Annotated in this window: 15 protein-coding genes; all 15 read right to left on the reverse strand. The window is 39.6% G+C overall.

The window, feature by feature from the left end:
• Nucleotides 1–7: 7 nt before the first annotated feature.
• Nucleotides 8–1,828 (reverse strand): contractile injection system protein, VgrG/Pvc8 family, encoded by a 1,821-nt coding sequence (locus tag A5888_RS04030; RefSeq protein WP_086347940.1) that lies wholly within the window; start codon nt 1,826–1,828, stop codon nt 8–10.
• Nucleotides 1,812–2,450 carry a hypothetical protein gene (locus A5888_RS04035; RefSeq protein ID WP_086347941.1) on the reverse strand — a complete coding sequence of 213 codons (639 nt, stop codon included), beginning with the start codon at nt 2,448–2,450 and terminating at the stop codon, nt 1,812–1,814. The genes A5888_RS04030 and A5888_RS04035 overlap by 17 nt, the downstream gene beginning before the upstream one ends.
• Nucleotides 2,451–2,468: 18 nt before the next feature.
• Nucleotides 2,469–3,956, reverse strand: coding sequence for a vWA domain-containing protein (locus tag A5888_RS04040; protein WP_170924701.1), 1,488 nt, complete (start codon nt 3,954–3,956; stop codon nt 2,469–2,471).
• 55 nt (nt 3,957–4,011) lie between these two features.
• Complete coding sequence (locus A5888_RS04045; protein WP_086347943.1) at nt 4,012–4,788, reverse strand: hypothetical protein; 777 nt, start codon at nt 4,786–4,788, stop codon at nt 4,012–4,014.
• A gap of 398 nt (nt 4,789–5,186) precedes the next feature.
• Nucleotides 5,187–8,102 (reverse strand): hypothetical protein, encoded by a 2,916-nt coding sequence (locus tag A5888_RS04050; RefSeq protein WP_086347944.1) that lies wholly within the window; start codon nt 8,100–8,102, stop codon nt 5,187–5,189.
• 219 nt (nt 8,103–8,321) lie between these two features.
• Complete coding sequence (locus A5888_RS04055) at nt 8,322–8,780, reverse strand: hypothetical protein (protein WP_086347945.1); 459 nt, start codon at nt 8,778–8,780, stop codon at nt 8,322–8,324.
• Nucleotides 8,781–9,094: 314 nt separating this feature from the next.
• Nucleotides 9,095–11,731, reverse strand: coding sequence for a hypothetical protein (locus A5888_RS04060; RefSeq protein ID WP_086347946.1), 2,637 nt, complete (start codon nt 11,729–11,731; stop codon nt 9,095–9,097).
• Nucleotides 11,732–11,756: 25 nt separating this feature from the next.
• Entirely contained in the window at nt 11,757–12,446 is a 690-nt protein-coding gene (locus tag A5888_RS04065) for a hypothetical protein (protein WP_086347947.1), read from the reverse strand.
• Complete coding sequence (locus A5888_RS04070) at nt 12,443–13,708, reverse strand: hypothetical protein (RefSeq protein ID WP_086347948.1); 1,266 nt, start codon at nt 13,706–13,708, stop codon at nt 12,443–12,445. Before A5888_RS04070 ends, A5888_RS04065 begins: the two co-directional genes overlap by 4 nt.
• A gap of 67 nt (nt 13,709–13,775) precedes the next feature.
• Complete coding sequence (locus tag A5888_RS04075; RefSeq protein WP_086347949.1) at nt 13,776–15,623, reverse strand: PP2C family protein-serine/threonine phosphatase; 1,848 nt, start codon at nt 15,621–15,623, stop codon at nt 13,776–13,778.
• 68 nt (nt 15,624–15,691) lie between these two features.
• Complete coding sequence (locus A5888_RS04080) at nt 15,692–16,513, reverse strand: hypothetical protein (protein WP_086347950.1); 822 nt, start codon at nt 16,511–16,513, stop codon at nt 15,692–15,694.
• 4 nt (nt 16,514–16,517) lie between these two features.
• Complete coding sequence (locus A5888_RS04085; RefSeq protein WP_086347951.1) at nt 16,518–17,045, reverse strand: FHA domain-containing protein; 528 nt, start codon at nt 17,043–17,045, stop codon at nt 16,518–16,520.
• 29 nt (nt 17,046–17,074) lie between these two features.
• On the reverse strand, nt 17,075–17,602 hold the full coding sequence (locus A5888_RS04090; protein WP_339101929.1) for an FHA domain-containing protein: 528 nt from the start codon (nt 17,600–17,602) through the stop codon (nt 17,075–17,077).
• Nucleotides 17,602–18,039 carry a J domain-containing protein gene (locus A5888_RS04095; protein WP_086347953.1) on the reverse strand — a complete coding sequence of 146 codons (438 nt, stop codon included), beginning with the start codon at nt 18,037–18,039 and terminating at the stop codon, nt 17,602–17,604. The genes A5888_RS04090 and A5888_RS04095 overlap by 1 nt, the downstream gene beginning before the upstream one ends.
• Before the next feature lie 110 nt (nt 18,040–18,149).
• On the reverse strand, nt 18,150–18,575 hold the full coding sequence (locus A5888_RS04100; RefSeq protein ID WP_086347954.1) for a membrane-associated protease 1: 426 nt from the start codon (nt 18,573–18,575) through the stop codon (nt 18,150–18,152).
• Between the last annotated feature and the right edge of the window lie 19 nt (nt 18,576–18,594).

Here is an 18,594-nt window from a genome sequence, read left to right on the forward strand (position 1 = left end):
TGTTCTCCTAATTCATTTTGATTTCGCTACCATTCAACACGATTTTGTCATTGACAGAAATCGTATTACCGCCAGAGCTGATATTCACACTATCTGAAGCATCCATGACAACATTTCTCCCCTTCAAGCTCAACGCGCCACCAGCAGTCACACTAACATTTCCACTACTTGTGATATTGATTCCCTCACCATCGTTCAGAATGATCTCAACACCATTGCCGACGATCGTGATTTTGTTTGGTTCCAATGTAATAGTTTTTCCAAATTTATTTCTTAGCGTTTTGATTGCCGGATCTAATCCGCTTGCTGAATCATCGTCTGTTCGAACTGTCGACATCGCAACGGCATCTTTTTCATCTCGAGTTGGATAATATAAGCGAACCAGTTCGCCCACTTCGGGCATCATATACCAGCCTACATTGTCATCAGAGGTATAGTTTGTAGAATAAGGAAACCAATATGCTGCTGCATTCCGACCTTGGTCTATCGCTAGATCCAACAATACTTTATCTCCTGCTACAGATTTCACTGTTCCATTGATCGAACTACCTATCAGCTGTTCATTGTATTCCTTTTCTACCAAAACACCTTGAGCCTTTGTCAAGATATAATGATTCTGCAACGCGCCTCGTTCAATGACACGTATCAGGTCAATAATCTGCCATTCTTCATCTAGAAACCTCACTTTATCCCCTAAAATAAAAACTTGATTCGTTTTCACTTTATAACGAAGAAATGCTTGTTCGTTCGCAGTTATGCCTTGATTGTCTCGAATCTGACGGTAACCAGCCAAGTCTTTTTCTATTTGAAAATCTGCTGAATGTACTTCCCCGGCGACAGAAGCATTAGGTAAACCAAAATAGAATTTCGGGGTATTGTATTGATCAATCGCTACTAATTGACGATTAAAATGAGAAGCTAAACGCTTAATAAAAGCCCAATCTGTCTCATCAAACTGTGTCAAAAATTGATTCACAGTCTGTCCATTGGAGACTGTATCCAGAAATCCAGCGCCATTGTAGCTCCCTAATACCTGACTGACGATCTGTTCATAGCTCTGCGTCTTGAGTTGAAATGAGCGTCGTTTTCTTTTGATATCCATTAAATAGGTATGAGAATAGCTTTCCCCGTGGATATAATAGACATCACCTTCATTAATCAGCTCTATAGAAACAGCAATTCCTTCATAAAAAGAAAAGGTCTGTCCGGCTTCAGTTCGTTTGGAAATACTGATAGGAAGTAAACTGTCTTGCAACTGCAAAATTCGGTTCGCTTCTTCTTTAGAGACAACGCCTTTAAACTCAGCTATGCCATGCTCTCCTTGAGAGTGACTGATTTTCAGCTCCAATAAAGAAAGAATTTTGAAAGGCTTGATCTGAATGTTTTCGCTTAAAATCTGATCTCCTTTTGTTGTGACACGATAGAAACGCATGCTCTTTTCAATCATTTGGTGCCCTTCTACTCCTGACGTTGAAAATGCACTAGTAGGTCGAGTGAGTTGTTCTTTTACTGAAGAAGTTGGACGTTTCACCTTCTCTTTATCCTTCGTTTTTTCTGCTGGAATGATTCTATATGCATCTTTACTGTCAAAATTAAACGTTGCCATTCGATTCTGTTTTAACGGATTTCTGTTATTACTGTTCAATGGTTTAGCAGGACTTTCCTTCGTTTTTATTGGATTCGGTATTATTTCAGCAAAAGTACTTTTATCTGCCTTGAAGGACTGACTATTCATCATAGAACGGTCATTCCTATTCCTCTCACTGCTGTCTACCTTTTTCGTTTCTTGTTGATCTATCTTTTTCCATAGTTTAGTTTTCTTCGTCATCTACTCTTTCCCCCTCTAATGTATTTTCAATCGTCCGTAACATCGCTTCACAAACTGGTCCCCACACTTCTCCGCCATCCTTAGGACAGGTATAAGAGAAAAAGGCAGGTTCGTTTTGAGCAAGAACGATTCCGAAAAATAAGTACAATTCTCCATCCAAGCTAACGGTTTCACTATCAAAATAGCTGTAAAATAGACCGTCTTCTTCTCCGGTTCCCTCATTTAACAGAACCATTTCCGGGTGTATTTTTTTGAGTCCACTGATGACACCATTAGCAAATCCAGCAAACTGAGATTCATCGATTTTTTCGTCTAAACGGTTAAATGTAATATCATGAAGTCCAAAATCAATAGTAAAAATATAGTCTGGTCTCTGCGTATACGGATATTTTTGTTCTATTTCTTCTTGGTCCATCAAATCATATTCTTCAGGAATAAATACAAGAAAAGTATCTAGCTGCATTCTCTTAAAAGAAAATTGCTGTTCGCCAATATGAATAGATGCACCTTCTTTAAGCGTTTCTATAAAATTCTCCACATCTAATTGTTCACGCCATTGCTTTCGTTGTTCTTGCAATACCATTAATTGTTCCATTAGCGCGATCTCACGATCCTGTTCCATCCTTTTCCCTCCCTCGTCTTATATACTCTTCTTTCTAATGTGAAGATCTATTTCCAGTTCATCCTGTTTAAAAATCAGATAGGCTCCTTGTCGAACACTTAAGGTGACCCAAACCCCTTTTGGTATTTCTCTTCCCTGTTGAATCCCTTCAACAGAACCTCTAATTCTCATTTTTAATGTATTTTCTACACCTACCTGAAACTGGACCTTTTTACTGTCAGGCATTTTCTCACGAATTTCTTCTTCATAGAGCAAATCATAAAGAGTGACTGTTTTTTGCCTTTGAAAAATATTAGCCGGCCAATTCTGAATCGGAATATCTTCTTGATCGAATGCTTTCGTGAAGCATCCTTCCAGAGCATCTGCAAAGAAATATTCTACTTGTTTTTCCTCAGTAGGATGCTTACGTTTGAATAAAAAGAACATGATACTTCCTCCTATAATCAAGCCAATCGCTACAAGTATGCTATAAAAAAGAGTTTGTTTTTCCAGAGGCTTCTTTTGTAGTTTTTTCTCGCTTGTATGCAGCTTGATTTTAGTCGTTGCTTCTGCTGGGTTATTGGATTCGGTTTGATAGTTGAATACATACTCCGTTTTTGTTGGATTCCTAAGAGTAATGACTAGTTGATTTCCCTTACCATCAATCGAAACGTCTTTTTCTTCTTGTGTATTTTGCTCGCTTGCTTCAGCGGTCTGCTTGATTTCAGATATCTCGTCATCTGCTTTCAGAGTAACGACAATCTCTTTTATTGGCTGTTTTTGATTTTTAGGTACTGGAACAGCTAATGTAAAAACTTTCTTTTTTTGCTCCAACTGTTCGACTTCCTGCTGATACTTTTCAGCAATTTTTTTCGTCTGCAGCTCATAGATTTCATTGACTACTCGTTGTAATTCTTCAGTAGTCTGAACACTATATGTCCGTCCACCTGTTTGACCGGCCCATTGATTCATCGGCCCCTTATCACGGTATTCTAGCTCACTATATTGGATAACATACAGTGGACATTCCAATGTATCCAAAGCTTGACGAACATCTAAATTGATTGCCTCCTGATTACGATTGGGGTTTCCACTATCGACTTCTGTGTCTCCATCAGAAAGAAGGATAATCATTCCTTGTCCTGTTTTTGCTTGCGACACTTTCATGATTCGCTGTGCTGTCTTTAGACCTAAACCGACATCCGTTCCTTTGATAGGTGTTACTGCCTTGATTTCCTCCATCCATTGATCTAAAAGCTCTGGCTTGTTGAGCTCAGTCAGATTTTGATCCTTCACAATACTATCGTTGTAAAGAACATACCCTAATCGATTTTTTCCATTAATACTCTTTGAGCCTAGTAATTGAATCGCTTCAAAAATATGCTTTTCAGGATCATGGGAAGCCATAGAGTAGCTCACATCTGCAACAAATAGAATATCTTGTTCCTTCTCCTCACCATACGCCCACTCATTTCCAAAAATTAATCCGGAAATCAGAAACAAAAGAACTATTATTGCCTTCTTCATTTTCATCCTCCTTACATGTGCTACTGAATTTTATGCCTTAACGTCTTCAAAATAGTTAATCAACAATCAATTTACGATTCTTTCTCTGCTGATTGACCTCTTGGTTTCGATTTCTTTTTATATCTAGAAGAATACGGTTCAACTGGTGATGGACTACTTCTGCTGTCGTCTTTTCAGTTGTCTCTTTCAACCGCTGTTGAATATAATACATAAGTGCTTTCTCGCCTATCACGCCATTATTTTGCAAAGCCTGCAGGCAGAAAGATTGATCTAACGGATGCTGACTATTCAATTCCTGAACATAATGACAAAATAGTTGAATCATCGTTGGTGACAATGCGTACTCCTTATGACGTGCCACGCATTGATAGACTGTATTCACTGTATTGTATTCTGTTACCAAGTCTTCAAAGCTTTGATACTCTTTTCGCAAATACGCACCTTTTTTCAGCTTAAATCGCATCAACTCCCAGCTAGATTCTCGATTAGCTTCCTGACTTGTTAATTCAATAGCCGCTTCTTTAAGGGAAATATCCGTTGACTCCTGATTTTCAGGTACGGTTATATTTAGGAACATCAATCTGTCTGTAGCAAAATAGGGAATTGCTAGTGCTTCATCCAATACAAGGATATATTTGCCTACTTTCAATATTCCAGGCTGCACAACAATTCGTTCATTTTCGATCAACAGTTCAAAGCCTTGAAGAATACCGGAATTATAGCCAACAAAAGAGGTCTGAATGAATGATAGAGGGGTGTCTCTAAGCGCCTCCAACATCGCTATTTTTAAAATTCGACCTTTTTGGAAAATAGGATACTTTAGTTGAAACATGGTAACCTCCTTAAAATATGTCTGTGTATTTCTTTAGCAGTGAATAGATAAAAACACGAAATAGATACATTTACAAAACTAAAAGAAATAAATACTTTACTATAAAATACCAGAATTAACAGGCTAACTATCTACATAGCTCCCATTGAATTCTGGAATCACAATTTTTTTTGTTTCCAGCAATGAAAAAAAGACAAACTTACGTCAGATTTCCCAATGGAGCTACACATTTTGATAATCAGCTATTTTGGACAATAATATACGGTCTTTTTGACTGTAAAAATCCATCAATAAGCAAAATTTATTTCTGTCTTTTTGCAGCCAATTTTTATCCTTCTCTGCATGATTTTACTTAACTGATCTATAGCTGCTTTTGTATTTGCGCTATACTTATTACACTATTTGAAATGAGCATATTCCTTTGACACTTTTTCATAAGGTGTTTCCTCATGCAGGTTCATGGAAGCTTGATTATTGAAAATGGGGAGCTTCCAATCAACCTCTATTACCTCTGTATTCGATAAATCCAAAGGTCGTACCATTCGATTGTGTGAAAAATTTGATGAAACAGATAGCTGATCTGTATTTGTACTGCCGACTGCTGCGAAAATTCCAGTAGTAGAAGACGTAGTTGTCTTGTAATCTGTCTTATTTCCTAAGGCAGCTCCATTCATAGAGGTTGCCATTCTATTAAACGGTTGCATATTTCCCGGTTGTACAATTGTGTTTGTACTAGAGTTAGCCTTATTAGTTCCTATTGCAGTGGTGGATAAGCGATTAAATGAAGCTTGCCTTGTCAGCAATCCCTTAGTTGTAATATTCTCTACGTACTTCTTGCTTTTCTGTTGGTTACTTTGCTTCACAAATTGCCCCGCTTTAGCTGTGATTTGTGCAACAGGACTGATAGATGAGCTGGCACCTTTATTTACGACACCAAAACCGCCACCAGCGCTTGCTCCACCACTTCCACCAGCACCGCTTTTTGCCAAAGAGCCATTTTTAGCTGGTCGAATAGCATTCATTGTTGCAGATTGGTTACTTTTTATTTTTGTGTCAACCTTTTGCCAGCTAGCTGCTGAGGTTTGAACGGCTTTAGCTAGTTGGTTTTTATCAGTTTTAGAAGAAGCGACTTTTTTTGAGCTGATCTTCGGTCTCTGATCAGCTGTTGCCAGTTTCTTTTTCAACAGAGAATTACCAAAAATACTTCTATCTGATGCAGATGAATGTCCAACTGGCTGACTATTCTCTGTTTGTAGCGAAAAGCTATTAGCTGATACCTGATTAACTGCTACCTCTTTGTTGTTTTTAACTAATCGATTATCAAACGACTTAGCTCCTTGTGTTAACTCGGAGCGATTGCTAGTTCCTTTTGGTAGATTACTTTGTAAATTTGCAGTAGTACTTGATGAATTAAAAGGTTTAATGACTGATGAACAATCACTCATCCTATCAATCTTCGATTTATTTTCAGTCTGTCGCGTTTCTCGCGTCATTTGCATCCGATTTCCATTAGGTGTTACTTGTATTGGCAGCGGCAGCTTATGAAGAGTTCCTCTCTCCCATGACTTAGCCCTTTTCTTAGACGGGTTAAGTGTTTGCTTCCTCAAATTGCCACGGAAGTTCCCAGTGTTTTTTATGGCTACTTGTTTATTTGTATCTTTCTCCTTTGATCTTGATTTCATTGTTTTTGTTGCACTAACACTTTGAAAAACACTAGTGGCTATAAGTGTGGCACGTGATTGAAATTTCTTCTCAGGAGCTCCTTGAGAACTTAATAGAGGTGGTATGACACTAAGGGCTTGTTGCGTAATAGCAACTGCATCCACATCTTGTATTGACTGAGTAGCAACTTTTCGTTTTTTCCGTCTATTTTTTCCATTTCCCTCTAATGATTTATGTACTGCCTTTACGCCAGAGCCTCCTGTATATTGCAAATCAGGACTAGCTAGCTGAATATCTGAGGCAATAGCAATCGAACTGATACTTTTCCCCTGCAACGTGACGCCACTATCACCAGTCACCGAAATTGATTGTCCGCCCGCCAAGCTAACATTTCCTGATGCATGCATATTGATAGAGCTGGGACTACTTATAGCAATGTTGCTGCTATCGGTCATTGTGATTGCTAGCCCTTCTTTAGAAATAATTGATAGATTATTTGTTGCTAATGAGATGTTCTTTCCTTGAACATTACTTAAAATTTTTGTGGACGGATCACCCATTTCATCACTGTATGAATCGGGATTCACACGGATACCTTGTGTCGCCATTGCTTGACTCTCGTCTGTTGTTGGAAAATATATCTTGACCCGTGAACCGATTTCCGGCATATAATAAGAGATGTTGCTTCCCTCTGTCACATAAGGCAACCAGACTGCTTCATTTTTTCGTTGTTCTTTATCAATGGATAGATGAACCTTAACCATATGCCCCTGAACCGCCAACACTTGCCCTTCAAGTGTCAAGCCGACGCCTTCAATTCGCTCCAGCCAACGATTTTTTAAAGAAGCCATTGGAACGGCTCGGTAAGAAAACTGTAGAATTCCCCTTTGGAGCTGAGCCTTCTTTTCCATAACGATGTAGTTTATTCCTTTGTAATTGACATAATCGCCTAAAAAAGCTTCATTCATAGTGGAAAATGTCAGTTCCTGAAAATCCTTAAGTCCAATTGCTTCAAAATTCTGATTATTCTCTTGGAAACTTCGATAACCTTTTCCCATAGTAAATTGCGTTTCAGGCAAAGATAGAGGCTTTCCATCCTTCAATCCCGTCCAAAAACGAGGTCTTCCTTCTTCAACATCCGGAACCAAAAACGTCTTATTTCGAGCCGCCAACCGCTTCAGCAATTCCCAATCCGTTTCATCGTATTGAAGGATCATCTGACCGGTTGTCCGACTAAGGCTATCCACATTGATCATTTGACTATTCGCATAGCTCTTCAGAACACTCCCATACAAGCGTTGATACGACCAGCTGATATTCTGAAAAGAACGTTCTTTTCGTTTGATATCCAGCTGTTTTGTACCGGAGATCACCTTTAGGCTCGCACGCCAGACTTGATTGGTTTGAAAAATACGGATTGTATCGATCATGCCAACAAACAACGAGGCCTTATTCTCACTGTTTTCAAGACAAATCACTTCGTTTTCTATGGAAGTATTCATTAGTTTTCTTGCAGCAGCTTCCTCAAGACTGAGGTCGATCGTCATTGTTGCATGTTGGTTGATTGTTTGAAAATAGGTCACTGCTTCGATGTGCAGATACGGAAATCCACACCTCAGTTTCATGTTCGAAAAGCTGATTGTCTGACTCATAGGCTCACTCCTCTGTATGGCATCTTATTAGTGTATTTATCGCTTGTGATTGGTTTACGATCAAGGCACAGCTTCCTTTTATCTCACCAATTATTTTTTAAGAAAAATCTGATACTCGTTTTCATCAACTGCTTCAACTACCTCGTTTACCTCATGCTTCGATCATATCCAGCTTATTCCACTTGCTGCTTGACTTTCTGGTAACAAAAACGCAGCGAATTAGTCTGTTGTTTCTGTTTGAACTGGATATACTTCCTTATCGAAAAGATGAAAATATTGTTTCGTTTCTGTTTTTGGTAAGCTTACGCCAAACCAAAGCAAGCCGGCAGCACTGATGGCTGTTTTTGCTAAAGTAGCCGGGATTCCAAAAATTGCTAATTGAAGGATGAATTGTAAAATATTTAATCCGTAAACTACCTTTAGTCGTTGATACATCGCTGGTGTTTCTTTCAGGAGACAGGATTCTCCAGAAAATTTAATAATGATAGTAAATAGTAAAAAAAGAGCTCCGATAATACTTACAGAACCATATTGGATGCCATCAAAGATAGCCCCTCCTAAAGCAATGATCGTTATGATTCCGTCCAACGCCCACCATAAGCTGACCAAGCGAATCCCTCTCGGCAATTTGATCCTAGCTACTTCTTCATTCGTTATCTCTTTGTTTGTTTTTTCCATTTCCATAAACTCCTTTTATTTAGCTGACTCCTTTTTACATTTTTCTTATTGGATAGTTTACTGACAAGTCATCACAGGTTTCCTTTTTTAATTGACCCTTTCTGTCAGAATCAGCCCCAGCTTTTACCCTTATCACTTCTAAAAACCTAGCTTCTTCAAAGCATCCTGGATTTGCCTGTTTCTTTGAATTTCTTCTTCATTTCAGATCTATTTGGTTTGCATATCCAAATTTTTGTGCTTATTTTACACGTATTGAACTGCTTAATCGTTGGATCGAGCTGAAATCAAATGGAGCCTGTAAAAAGGATAGTTTCTCATTTCCTGCCATCAAAAAAATTGATTTCCCAGCTTTCATTTTCAAAGGCGAAAAATTGTTCTCCTCCGCGATACAAGCTGCCCTCTTTGCGCGTGATCGGCAAAACATAAAAGCCCCAGCTGTTTTCGTTGGCATAAACGAAAAATTTGATTTCCTCATTTTCGATAGTATCGACGTCGTCCTGACGAATGTAGCGGGTATAGCTTGTATTGATTTCCTGATAGGTCACTGGTACGTAGCGCTCTGTTTTATTGTGGTACAAGAAGCTAGTATGGGCCTCCTCTCCATCGCTGCGAAGGTAAAAGCGAACCTCTTTCACGTTATAGTCTTTAGAGATAAAGCCGCTGACTTGCGTGAGCTTGTCCTTGCGTAAAAGCAATTGAATGATTTCTCCGTGATGATCCAAAGCGTAGACTGTATAAGGAATTTCTGGAATCGCATTGATCAGCTTCGGCCGAATCACAGCTGTCTTACAAGATTCCAAGTAGCGGATCGAGCCATTTAAGCAAGATAGCTTCAGATCCATCAACGGGTTCTCCTTTTGGCGAAACTCAATGTTTTTCCCAGCAATGAATTCCTTCAGCGCTTCTCTGAACAACGGGATTTTACAGGACTGTCCAGTCATTTTGATGATAGAAAAATTCTGCAGCTCCCCCCTTTCATACAGCTCTTCAAAGAATTTTTTGACAATAGAATAGATGTCTCCTCGAATCAGGCTATTGATCTCATTTCGATTGATACTCATTTCCGGAATCTGATACACATAATCCAGCCTGCCCTTGTCAAACAGTGATAGCTTGAAGCTTTTACTATCATCCACTATTGATTCGCCAGAGTATTGTTTCGAGCTCCCCATATTCAGCTGCCATGTATCTGACAATTCAAAAAAGCGATGTTTGATTGTTTCTGCAAGCTTCCAAAGGAAATAATAGTTATTTTGTACTCGTTTATACATGTCGTAATTTTGGTTGCGGTAAGCACTGAATTGAGTTGGAAGCAATTGTTCGGCTTCTTGATAGATGGCTTCAAACTGCTGGTAGAAAGCGTCACGTCCATACCCATCAATGTAGCGATAGCTGTCATTCATATCTCCCGGAAACCACTCATCGACTCGAGCAAATGCTTCCTTTTGGTAATACGCCGCAAATCTAATTTTCAGAAGTTGCAAAATACGATAGGTTAGATTGTTCCCGCCAAAATTGACATCCCCATTTTCAAAGGTCGTTTGAATCGTCACCTCATAAGAAACTCGACTGTCTTCAATTTTGAAAATACAAGAAGACAAATCTGTAGTTCCCCCTCCACAATCGAAGATCAACGCTTGGTACTCTTCTCCATCCATAAAGTTCTTTTGATCGATCTGATTGGCTATCGTGTTGTAAAGCACTGAAATGCCTTCGTCCAAGGCTTTTTGGTGCTCGATTTGATACGTTGGAAACAGTTCACGAAACATCGTAATAAATTGATGCTTCATTTTTACCGGGCTAGACACATGAAGATGGGTAAAGCGGCACTTGAATTGCTGCTCAGCATGCTGGATCATATATGTAATAAATGCTTGGATAATGGCTCCTCTAGTCACAGATGCGGTGTTTCCAATCAGGTCTACAACAGTCTCTGTGCGATCGTACGAGTGGACCCAACGTTTCAGCTCATAAAATGTCGTGCCAAAATGTTCATCGATACGTGAAACGCTGTCCCCATTCAGTGCCTGATAGCCAAACTGATAGGTCACGTCCTTTTCGGATGAACAGCTGCTTATCCCAGCAACAGTAGGCAAAAGCGGAGACCAGCTGCTTTCACTTGCATAGGTCGTGCTAGTTTCAAAGGTCACATAATTGATCTTATCCTGTTGCAAGCTGCCATTTAACAGCTCATGCGTGTTCATCAACTCTTGATAGTCACTGCCGATATAAACACCGGCTGTAGAATTACTTGTGCCAAAATCGATAGCCAGGACTTGATCCGTCTGCGGTACCTCCAGAATCTCTAAATCCAGTAACGGGACATCAAAATAATCGACCGGGGCATTCAACATCTGTTCATGCCCCATATATACATCAAAGAGATACTCTGATTCCAACGGTTTAAAATAAAGCAAATGGTATACCTTATTTCTTGAAGGCTCGATTTTCATTCCTTTGTTCATGCATAAAGCAAACCGCTGATTCGTCTCATCCACTGCACGCAGGTTGAAAATGCCGCATAGCTCTCGTTGATCATTGATCAACAAAACATTCGATGTCTGCAAAAATGGCGATGACGTTTCGACAATATATTGATCTCTTGCCTCTACTGCCAAGCATTCATATACAGTTAGCTTTGCCGGATTAAGGATGGTGTCTCTCTTCGTCAGCTCATTGCCAAGATGTCTGTCCACTAGCTTCTTTACTCGTGAATAACCAGCCTCATCAGGGGACAGAATCAAGGTGTCTTCATTCAAGCCGCGAAAATGCAGAATGGTTTCGATAAAACGCTCCCGGTCTAAGGTACTGGCAATTCCCTTGACTAATTTTTCCTTATAGCAAATGTCCCGCAGCTGTAAAGTCGTTAGGCGTTCAAGAGACTGTCTTGAATAACGATTAAGGTTTCTTTTTTGATAGACTTTTTCTAAATGTGACTGATACAAACTCATTGCTTACACCTCTTGGATTAGTTGATTAGAATAGAACCAGTTCGTCGATTTTCATAAAAGCATCCACGGCTAGAATACCGATCATATGCTCATAATAAATGGCTAAAGAAAATTTAAAGGGCAAAAACAACTCCTTCAGCACAGCAATTTTCTTCTCCTCTAGTGCCGTTTTCCTTATTTGTAAAAAAATCGTCAGCTCATTTTTTTCGTTCAAATGAACAAATTGAATGGCTTTTGGGTAAACATATTGAATGGTTTCCTTAAAAATTAGAATCCCTTGATTGGTCTGGTAAAGTCGTAACAAATTTTGGGCAATATGCTTTTGTTCCAAAAAGGAAAAATGCGCATAATTTTTTTGAACCAGATGCCCAAATAAACCCTTACGGATATCTTCCTGAACAAAAGAAATCTGATATTCTTTCTTATTCATTCCCTGATTCGCATCTAATCGAGCTATATAATGGAAAAACAAGTCAAAAAGAATACGTTTTACTTCTTGATTGTCATGATCATCTGGTAGAAACATCTGGTTAAAGATCTTAGAAAAGCGATAATAGGGATTGATTTCAACTTCCTGATCGATGTCGTGCCCATTTAAGTGCTCAAAATTCACCTCTAGGTAAGGAGAAAAACGTTTCGGGTAGCAATAATTGATCTCCGCTTCAGTTAGTTGATTTTGATTGGCTTTAACGACCAACTCCCACAAATAATTCATAGCAGCTCTCCCAGACAAGTAAACTCCGGAAAATGAAGCTGGATTTCGGAGACTAAAAAGCTCAACTCATCTCTTGTCGTTAGGCCTTGTTTTTTTGTAGTAAAAGATAAGAGCATCGGTGTTCGATGGACTTCTTCTCGGATATAATCCTTTAAAAATGTGTTCACCTCATAGGTCTCTTTTATTGGCGGCAGCTGCTCCAATAGTTCAATTTTTTCCAATGAAAAATTTGCCATCATAGAGTATGTGTTAATAATTCTGGAAATTTCACACATCGATCGAACGGTAAAATTTTCTCTTCGGGCAAAACGATCCGTGAAAAAATCCTGCTTATGATTGCTTTGTAAATCAAGTGCTTCTACTCGTTCGCCCAGCTGTAAGAATTGGTAAATCTGCCAACTCAATACCTTTTCATTTGGTGAGATGACCGTCAATGAATCGATTGATTTTCTGACATAATTGATGTTTGCTGCCTTAGTGTCCACTAGATAGCCATGATTGATGCCATATTTTTCAATATTTATGGTATGTTGGTAATTGATGTGGTCTCTCGCAGGCACTGCGAAACTCTCATTACGTATTTCCAGTAAACGGACATTCCACAAGGGTACATGATCAATTTTCTGATAAGGCTCCATTTCCTGTAGATCAAAGCTGATTTTTTTGACCTTTTCCCCCTCAGCTAAGGTCAGATTTTCAATCAAATGAACCCCAATGAACTTATAAATATATGGATGAAGAATGGTCTTCCATGCTAGACTATTATCTGTAAAATTGATGTACATCTGTTCGAGCTTCTCTAAGTAACCACTGTAGGGCTTGATTTTAAAATCGACAGGGTAGGTTTCTTGATTAGTTTCAACCGTTCCTTTAAATACTCGCTCGCGACACTCACGCATAAATTTTTGAAATTGAAGATAGTCACACGCAAGATAAACCTTGGAAATCAATACCTCCGGCGTAGACTGGATCGCTTCTGTCAGCTGCTCCATTTCTTCAAACTCTCGTAAATCATTTTCGTCTATCGGAAAAAAGAAATCGGCGATTGGATCTACCTCATCTTTCGGGAGAATGTGGTAATACACATCAAATTGATCCGTATGGTCTTCGATTTCATTGAAAACCTGCTGCTGAATCGCTTCAAACTGATCCTCGGTATATTCCACCAATCCATTGAACACACCATTGATTATCTGTTTTAAGAGCTTACGGTCATTCAAATCATCGATTCGATCCAGACGACTTTTCAATAAATCCTTCATTCACACATCCTCCTTCTTTAGAAAATTGACGACATCTTATTTTGATGAAAACTTGCCTCTTCATGGGTCAATTGCTCCATGCTCCGGCATTCTGGTTCTGTTGCGGTTGTGCTTGAGCGGCTTGAGCCGCTTCTGCTTCCTGCGCCGCTTTTTCAGCCTCTTCCTGAGCTGTTTTTGCCGCGGCTTTCAGCCCAAGAGCTGTCTCGATTTTTCGTTCTACCTGCAGCACTCTGGTATTATTATTTGCCTCTTGGAAAATCAGCTGTGCCCCGCGATAGTACTCGACAGCTAAATCATATTCTGATTTTCCTAAGGCTGTATCGCCCTGTGCTTCCAGACTGATCGCTACATCTTCCTGTTTGGCATTCTCTGCCTTGCTTTGCTCCGCACGAATTTTTTCCGCCTGCGCACGCATTTGACTGGCTTTATCCGAGAACCCGGCAGCATCATATTGATCGGCAATACCATCATAGCGATCCGCTAAATCTTTATCTTCGCCATTTTCTCCTGCTTGCTCTGCTTCGCTCGCTGCTTTATCTGCTTCTGCTTTCGTTGCATCCTTATTCGCTAAATCTTGCTTCGAACGAGCAGTATCCAGCTTCACGTTCAGATCCTTGACCTTATTTTGATCCCCCAATTCAACAGCAGCCAGCTTCGCTTCCTGATAAGAAGCGATTGCCGCTTCATACTGCTCTGCCTCCAGCTGCGTATCGCCCAGCTTTTCAAGGTCGTTGATATAGACCTTCTTTTTGAAATAGTCCAAATGCGTGTTCACGTATTCCAAGCTAAAAATGCTTAGCACTTTTTCATGATCGACTAAGTAATCTCGGGCAGATGTATAGCGTTTTTTCGCTGTATCGATATCCTCTTTTTCCGCACTGGCATCGCCATCTACTAAAAACTGAGACATTTTTTCTTTTTTATCCAAACGTTTCAACGGATAATTATTGACCTTTTCCCGCTCCTTAATTGCGGCAGCATAGCTTTCTAGCGCCCGTTTGTAGTTTTCCTCTACAACAAAATTATCTGCCTTTCGTTCAACAGAAAGCACCTTTTGAATCTGCTCCTCACGCTTCACTCTGTTCCGATGGGCAACAAATAACAGGATGCTAATGACGATGACAATCGGTAAGGCTATGAGTAAAATCTTTTTGGCTTTCTTCCACCCATCCTTATTTTTCACAAACAGCTTGTTGATCATCACGATCGCTGCTGAATAGTTACTTAACTGGTCTGGCTGTTTACTCAGAAGCAAGTCTTCCAGATTGTCGATTACCTCCTGAGAGCTTTTGGCTTCATGAAGCGCGTCTAAAATCTCTATATCTGTGATATACTCCCACATGCCTACAGTCGTAAGGACCAGAGTATCCATCTCGTGCAATTTTCTTTTTTCAGATATGAACGGCTTCAATCGTCTGGCCATCCCCAAATAGCTGGTTAAATTATTTCGTTCTTCAAAACCAAGAGAGCGATCCAACGGAAAGACTTCCTGATCAACCAATTCCTGATAATAGCTTTGATCTTTACTGGCAAAACGAATTTTTCCGTTGTAGACACATTGCAAATGAACATTACCGGCACTGGCCCAGCGAACATTCATATAATCCGAAACAACGATCATGATGCTGGCTTGAAGGTGATCGCGAACACTGTCACTGATCAGAACATCATGCGCTTCTTTGATCAACTCCATCATTATTTTTCTCGACATACCAGGGTTGATAATAAAGGAATTTAAAACAGATTTTACTGCCAGTTCCGCACTATTCGCACTTTCACTATCATCGATTCCTGAGGCCATTACCCAGCAAGCGAAATCATTTTCTTCTACAAAAGCGAAATAATCCTTATTGTCCAGCCGTCTGCCTGATTCGGATAAATAACAGGTTTTAAAATTACTATTTTCTTTCCTCACGATTTAACTCCTTCACTCTTTTCCCAGCTGGTGGTTCTTTTTTACCTCTCACCATCCAACGACCTACTTTATGAAAACCATCTGAATTTTTCGATTGCTAAAAATTTCACCGGTTCTGTCTTGTTGTGTTTTTTTTGCAGGCTCAATTGAATATCCACAACGATTTCAGTTAGTTTCTTTGATTGGTTCAACAACGCTTCCTTTTCGATTTGCGAAAGCAGCTCATCTACCTGATGGTTACACAAAAATAGCTGATCTCTACGTTTCAACGAAATCGCCTGTTGACTCATTTCGATTTTTTTAAGATTTTCAAAGCCCAAATAGCTCGTTAATTCATTTCTCAAGGTATTCCCTTGAACTCTGTTTTCTGAAATCTGACCAGATAAAATCTTCTCTCGTAAACGGTACTTATATAAATCTCTTTGGTTCAGCCTGGTCAACTTCTCTCGATTTAAGTAAATAGAGATATTTCCTGAGCTAGCCCAATAAAGTTTTTGATTTGTTATGTAAACAAGCCCCAATGAACAGCCGCCGCTCTGTGCATTACTATGTTCACTAATTTTTTTATGGCTTTCTAAAAAACAGCGTTTTATAAAATCCTGAGGCGCTTCAAAGCTTTCCTTCTTTTCAAAAAAATCCAAAATGATTTTTTCTGCTAGCTGAGAAGATTGGTCTCCAACCCCCGTTGGCCCCACACCAGCTGTTAAAAATGCTAAGAAACCCTGCTCATTTTCTACAAAAGTTGTCACATCAACGCTTTCCTGACTTTGAATAGAGCGACCTGCACCAACCATTTTTTTATGCTGGATACGAGCCAGCCAAATCCTAAGAAGAAGAAGTAAGCCAATGAGTGAAACCAACAGCACTAATGGATCATTTAGTTTCATCATTTGTTCAATCCTCTGATTTCAAGCTTTCCCATTCAAAATGTTCTCCACATAAAGGAATAAATAGAAACTGGCTGTTTCCAAGCTGGATGACATCATATGGATTCAACTCCACCGGTGTATAGACCGCTTCATTATTCAAATAAACCAGTCCTTGTGAATCCCCTGGTAGAATCAATGTACTTCTTTTTAAAGGATCGTAAGCTACGATGGCATGGTTTCTCCGAGCAATGCGATTGTCTCCCAAAATTTGGATTTGCATATCATCGGAACGACCAATAAAGTTTTTCTCTGCCATGATACGGTAGTCTCGTCCCATTTGAGGTCCCTTGATACATACCAACCAGCCCACGACCGGATCGATCAACTCAAGCTCATCCATGTATTCGCTCTCTTCATCAAATGTGGCATCCGTGGCATCTGCCGTCTTTTTCGATGTGTCCTCCTTTACATGCATATTGCAGTAAGGACAAATATTCCCATATCTTCTGGAACTAAAAATGTGCCCATTTCCACAACGAATCAATCCACCCATTCTCTCCAACTCCATTCTTCTTTGTTCTTTTATTGAATAATCAATTTTGTTTTTCCAATATAAATCCAATCGTTTTTCTTCAGCTTGTATGGTTGATTTTTCAATTTATAGATATCTGCTTCTATTTCTGATTTGACTCCTGTCCCATTCCGACTCCCTAAATCCTCCAAATACCATTCCCCCTCAACAAGGTTCATAATGGCGTGTTCTCGGGCAATCAGTACAGCATATTCCGTCTCGCCTAAATCAATATCTACGGACTGATTCTTATAAGTTTTTCCAATAACCAACGATTGCTCTCCGGCGATATGCCAATTTTTTTTCACTTCTCCGGCATCATTGACTAGCATCAGATGGTTGACTGCTGCTCTTTTCGGAAACAGCTTTCTGTTCTTAAAACCGTACCAATAAATAAAAAGAATAATAGCAAACACTGTACAGCCTAAAAGAGAAAATACTGTCCACGATGGATACTTGTAGTAAAATGCGATGAAGCACGCTGCTGATAATAACAGGAGAATACTGATTTCTAAAATGACTACTTGTTTTTGTCTCATCACTTACCTCTTTTTTTACCAGTAAAATAATTTTCAAACATAGCGGCAGCATTCAAGGTTTCCTTGGATGTTGCCTTCTTTATTTTCTGACCATTTTCTCGAAAACCAAAAAACTGCTCGAAATCTGATGTTGCTCGGTAAAAGCGTTCACGTTCTTCTTGAGAAAATGAGTTGTCTTCTGTTTTTGTTTGTTGTTCAGTCCAATGCTCCGCTGATTGTGTATTACTTTGACGCATCCGCTGCTGGTCATACAGCTTTCGTTTTTCTACGTCACTCAAGACTTGATAAGCTTCAGATACCTGCAAAAATTTGGCTTCTGCTTCTTTATCTCCAGGATTTCTATCTGGATGAAGCTTTTTTGCAAGTTGACGGTAGGCTTGCTTGATTTCCTTTGAATCCGCCTGTGGTGAAACGTTTAATAGTTGATAATAGTCCAATCCCTTTTCTCCTTTCAGCAAATGAAGAAGAGGCTGAGACCAAACTAGATCTCAGCCTCTCAATCAGATCAAGCCTTGCTCATACAAGCAGCAGCTTATTCTGTTTAGGATTACATTCCGTATCCGCCTTCTAGCTTCACATTCGCAATCTTATCTTTCTTCTGTTTCACACGAAGTGTGAACTCTCCAATTCCTTCTGTGTTGCCGAAGTCCTCAATGTAATCTACGACAAATGCATTTGGGAAATTGATTTGACGGACAACTTGCTCCGCACTGATCACTGATACAACTAAATTACGGTAAGAGTCCGCTGCCTCTGCAGGTACTACAGACCATTTAGCAATATTTAACGTACTGTCAGCAGCTTCGCCACCGATGGCAGTCAAGATTTTCCCACGAATAACCAGGGATGTCCCAACATCTGTACTACGTGCATTTGAATCATTTGGCGTATCCATTTCAAATTGAACAGATAAAATATGCTCAATTCCTAAATCAATTTTGTCCGGTCCTTCGACCATTAGTTTGAAACCCATTCGTTCCAACTCCTTCTAT

This window comes from Enterococcus sp. 9E7_DIV0242, from assembly GCF_002140975.2.
Classification (GTDB): Bacteria; Bacillota; Bacilli; order Lactobacillales; family Enterococcaceae; genus Enterococcus_L; species Enterococcus_L clewellii.

Bases quoted from the DNA above. Each gene is read 5' to 3' on its own strand.
- A5888_RS04030 (WP_086347940.1), bottom strand. From the start codon at position 1,828: ATGACGAAGAAAACTAAACTATGGAAAAAGATAGATCAACAAGAAACG.
- A5888_RS04035 (WP_086347941.1), bottom strand. From the start codon at position 2,450: ATGGAACAGGATCGTGAGATCGCGCTAATGGAACAATTAATGGTATTG.
- A5888_RS04040 (WP_170924701.1), bottom strand. From the start codon at position 3,956: ATGAAGAAGGCAATAATAGTTCTTTTGTTTCTGATTTCCGGATTAATT.
- A5888_RS04045 (WP_086347943.1), bottom strand. From the start codon at position 4,788: ATGTTTCAACTAAAGTATCCTATTTTCCAAAAAGGTCGAATTTTAAAA.
- A5888_RS04050 (WP_086347944.1), bottom strand. From the start codon at position 8,102: ATGAGTCAGACAATCAGCTTTTCGAACATGAAACTGAGGTGTGGATTT.
- A5888_RS04055 (WP_086347945.1), bottom strand. From the start codon at position 8,780: ATGGAAAAAACAAACAAAGAGATAACGAATGAAGAAGTAGCTAGGATC.
- A5888_RS04060 (WP_086347946.1), bottom strand. From the start codon at position 11,731: ATGAGTTTGTATCAGTCACATTTAGAAAAAGTCTATCAAAAAAGAAAC.
- A5888_RS04065 (WP_086347947.1), bottom strand. From the start codon at position 12,446: ATGAATTATTTGTGGGAGTTGGTCGTTAAAGCCAATCAAAATCAACTA.
- A5888_RS04070 (WP_086347948.1), bottom strand. From the start codon at position 13,708: ATGAAGGATTTATTGAAAAGTCGTCTGGATCGAATCGATGATTTGAAT.
- A5888_RS04080 (WP_086347950.1), bottom strand. From the start codon at position 16,513: ATGATGAAACTAAATGATCCATTAGTGCTGTTGGTTTCACTCATTGGC.
- A5888_RS04085 (WP_086347951.1), bottom strand. From the start codon at position 17,045: ATGGGTGGATTGATTCGTTGTGGAAATGGGCACATTTTTAGTTCCAGA.
- A5888_RS04090 (WP_339101929.1), bottom strand. From the start codon at position 17,602: ATGAGACAAAAACAAGTAGTCATTTTAGAAATCAGTATTCTCCTGTTA.
- A5888_RS04100 (WP_086347954.1), bottom strand. From the start codon at position 18,575: ATGGGTTTCAAACTAATGGTCGAAGGACCGGACAAAATTGATTTAGGA.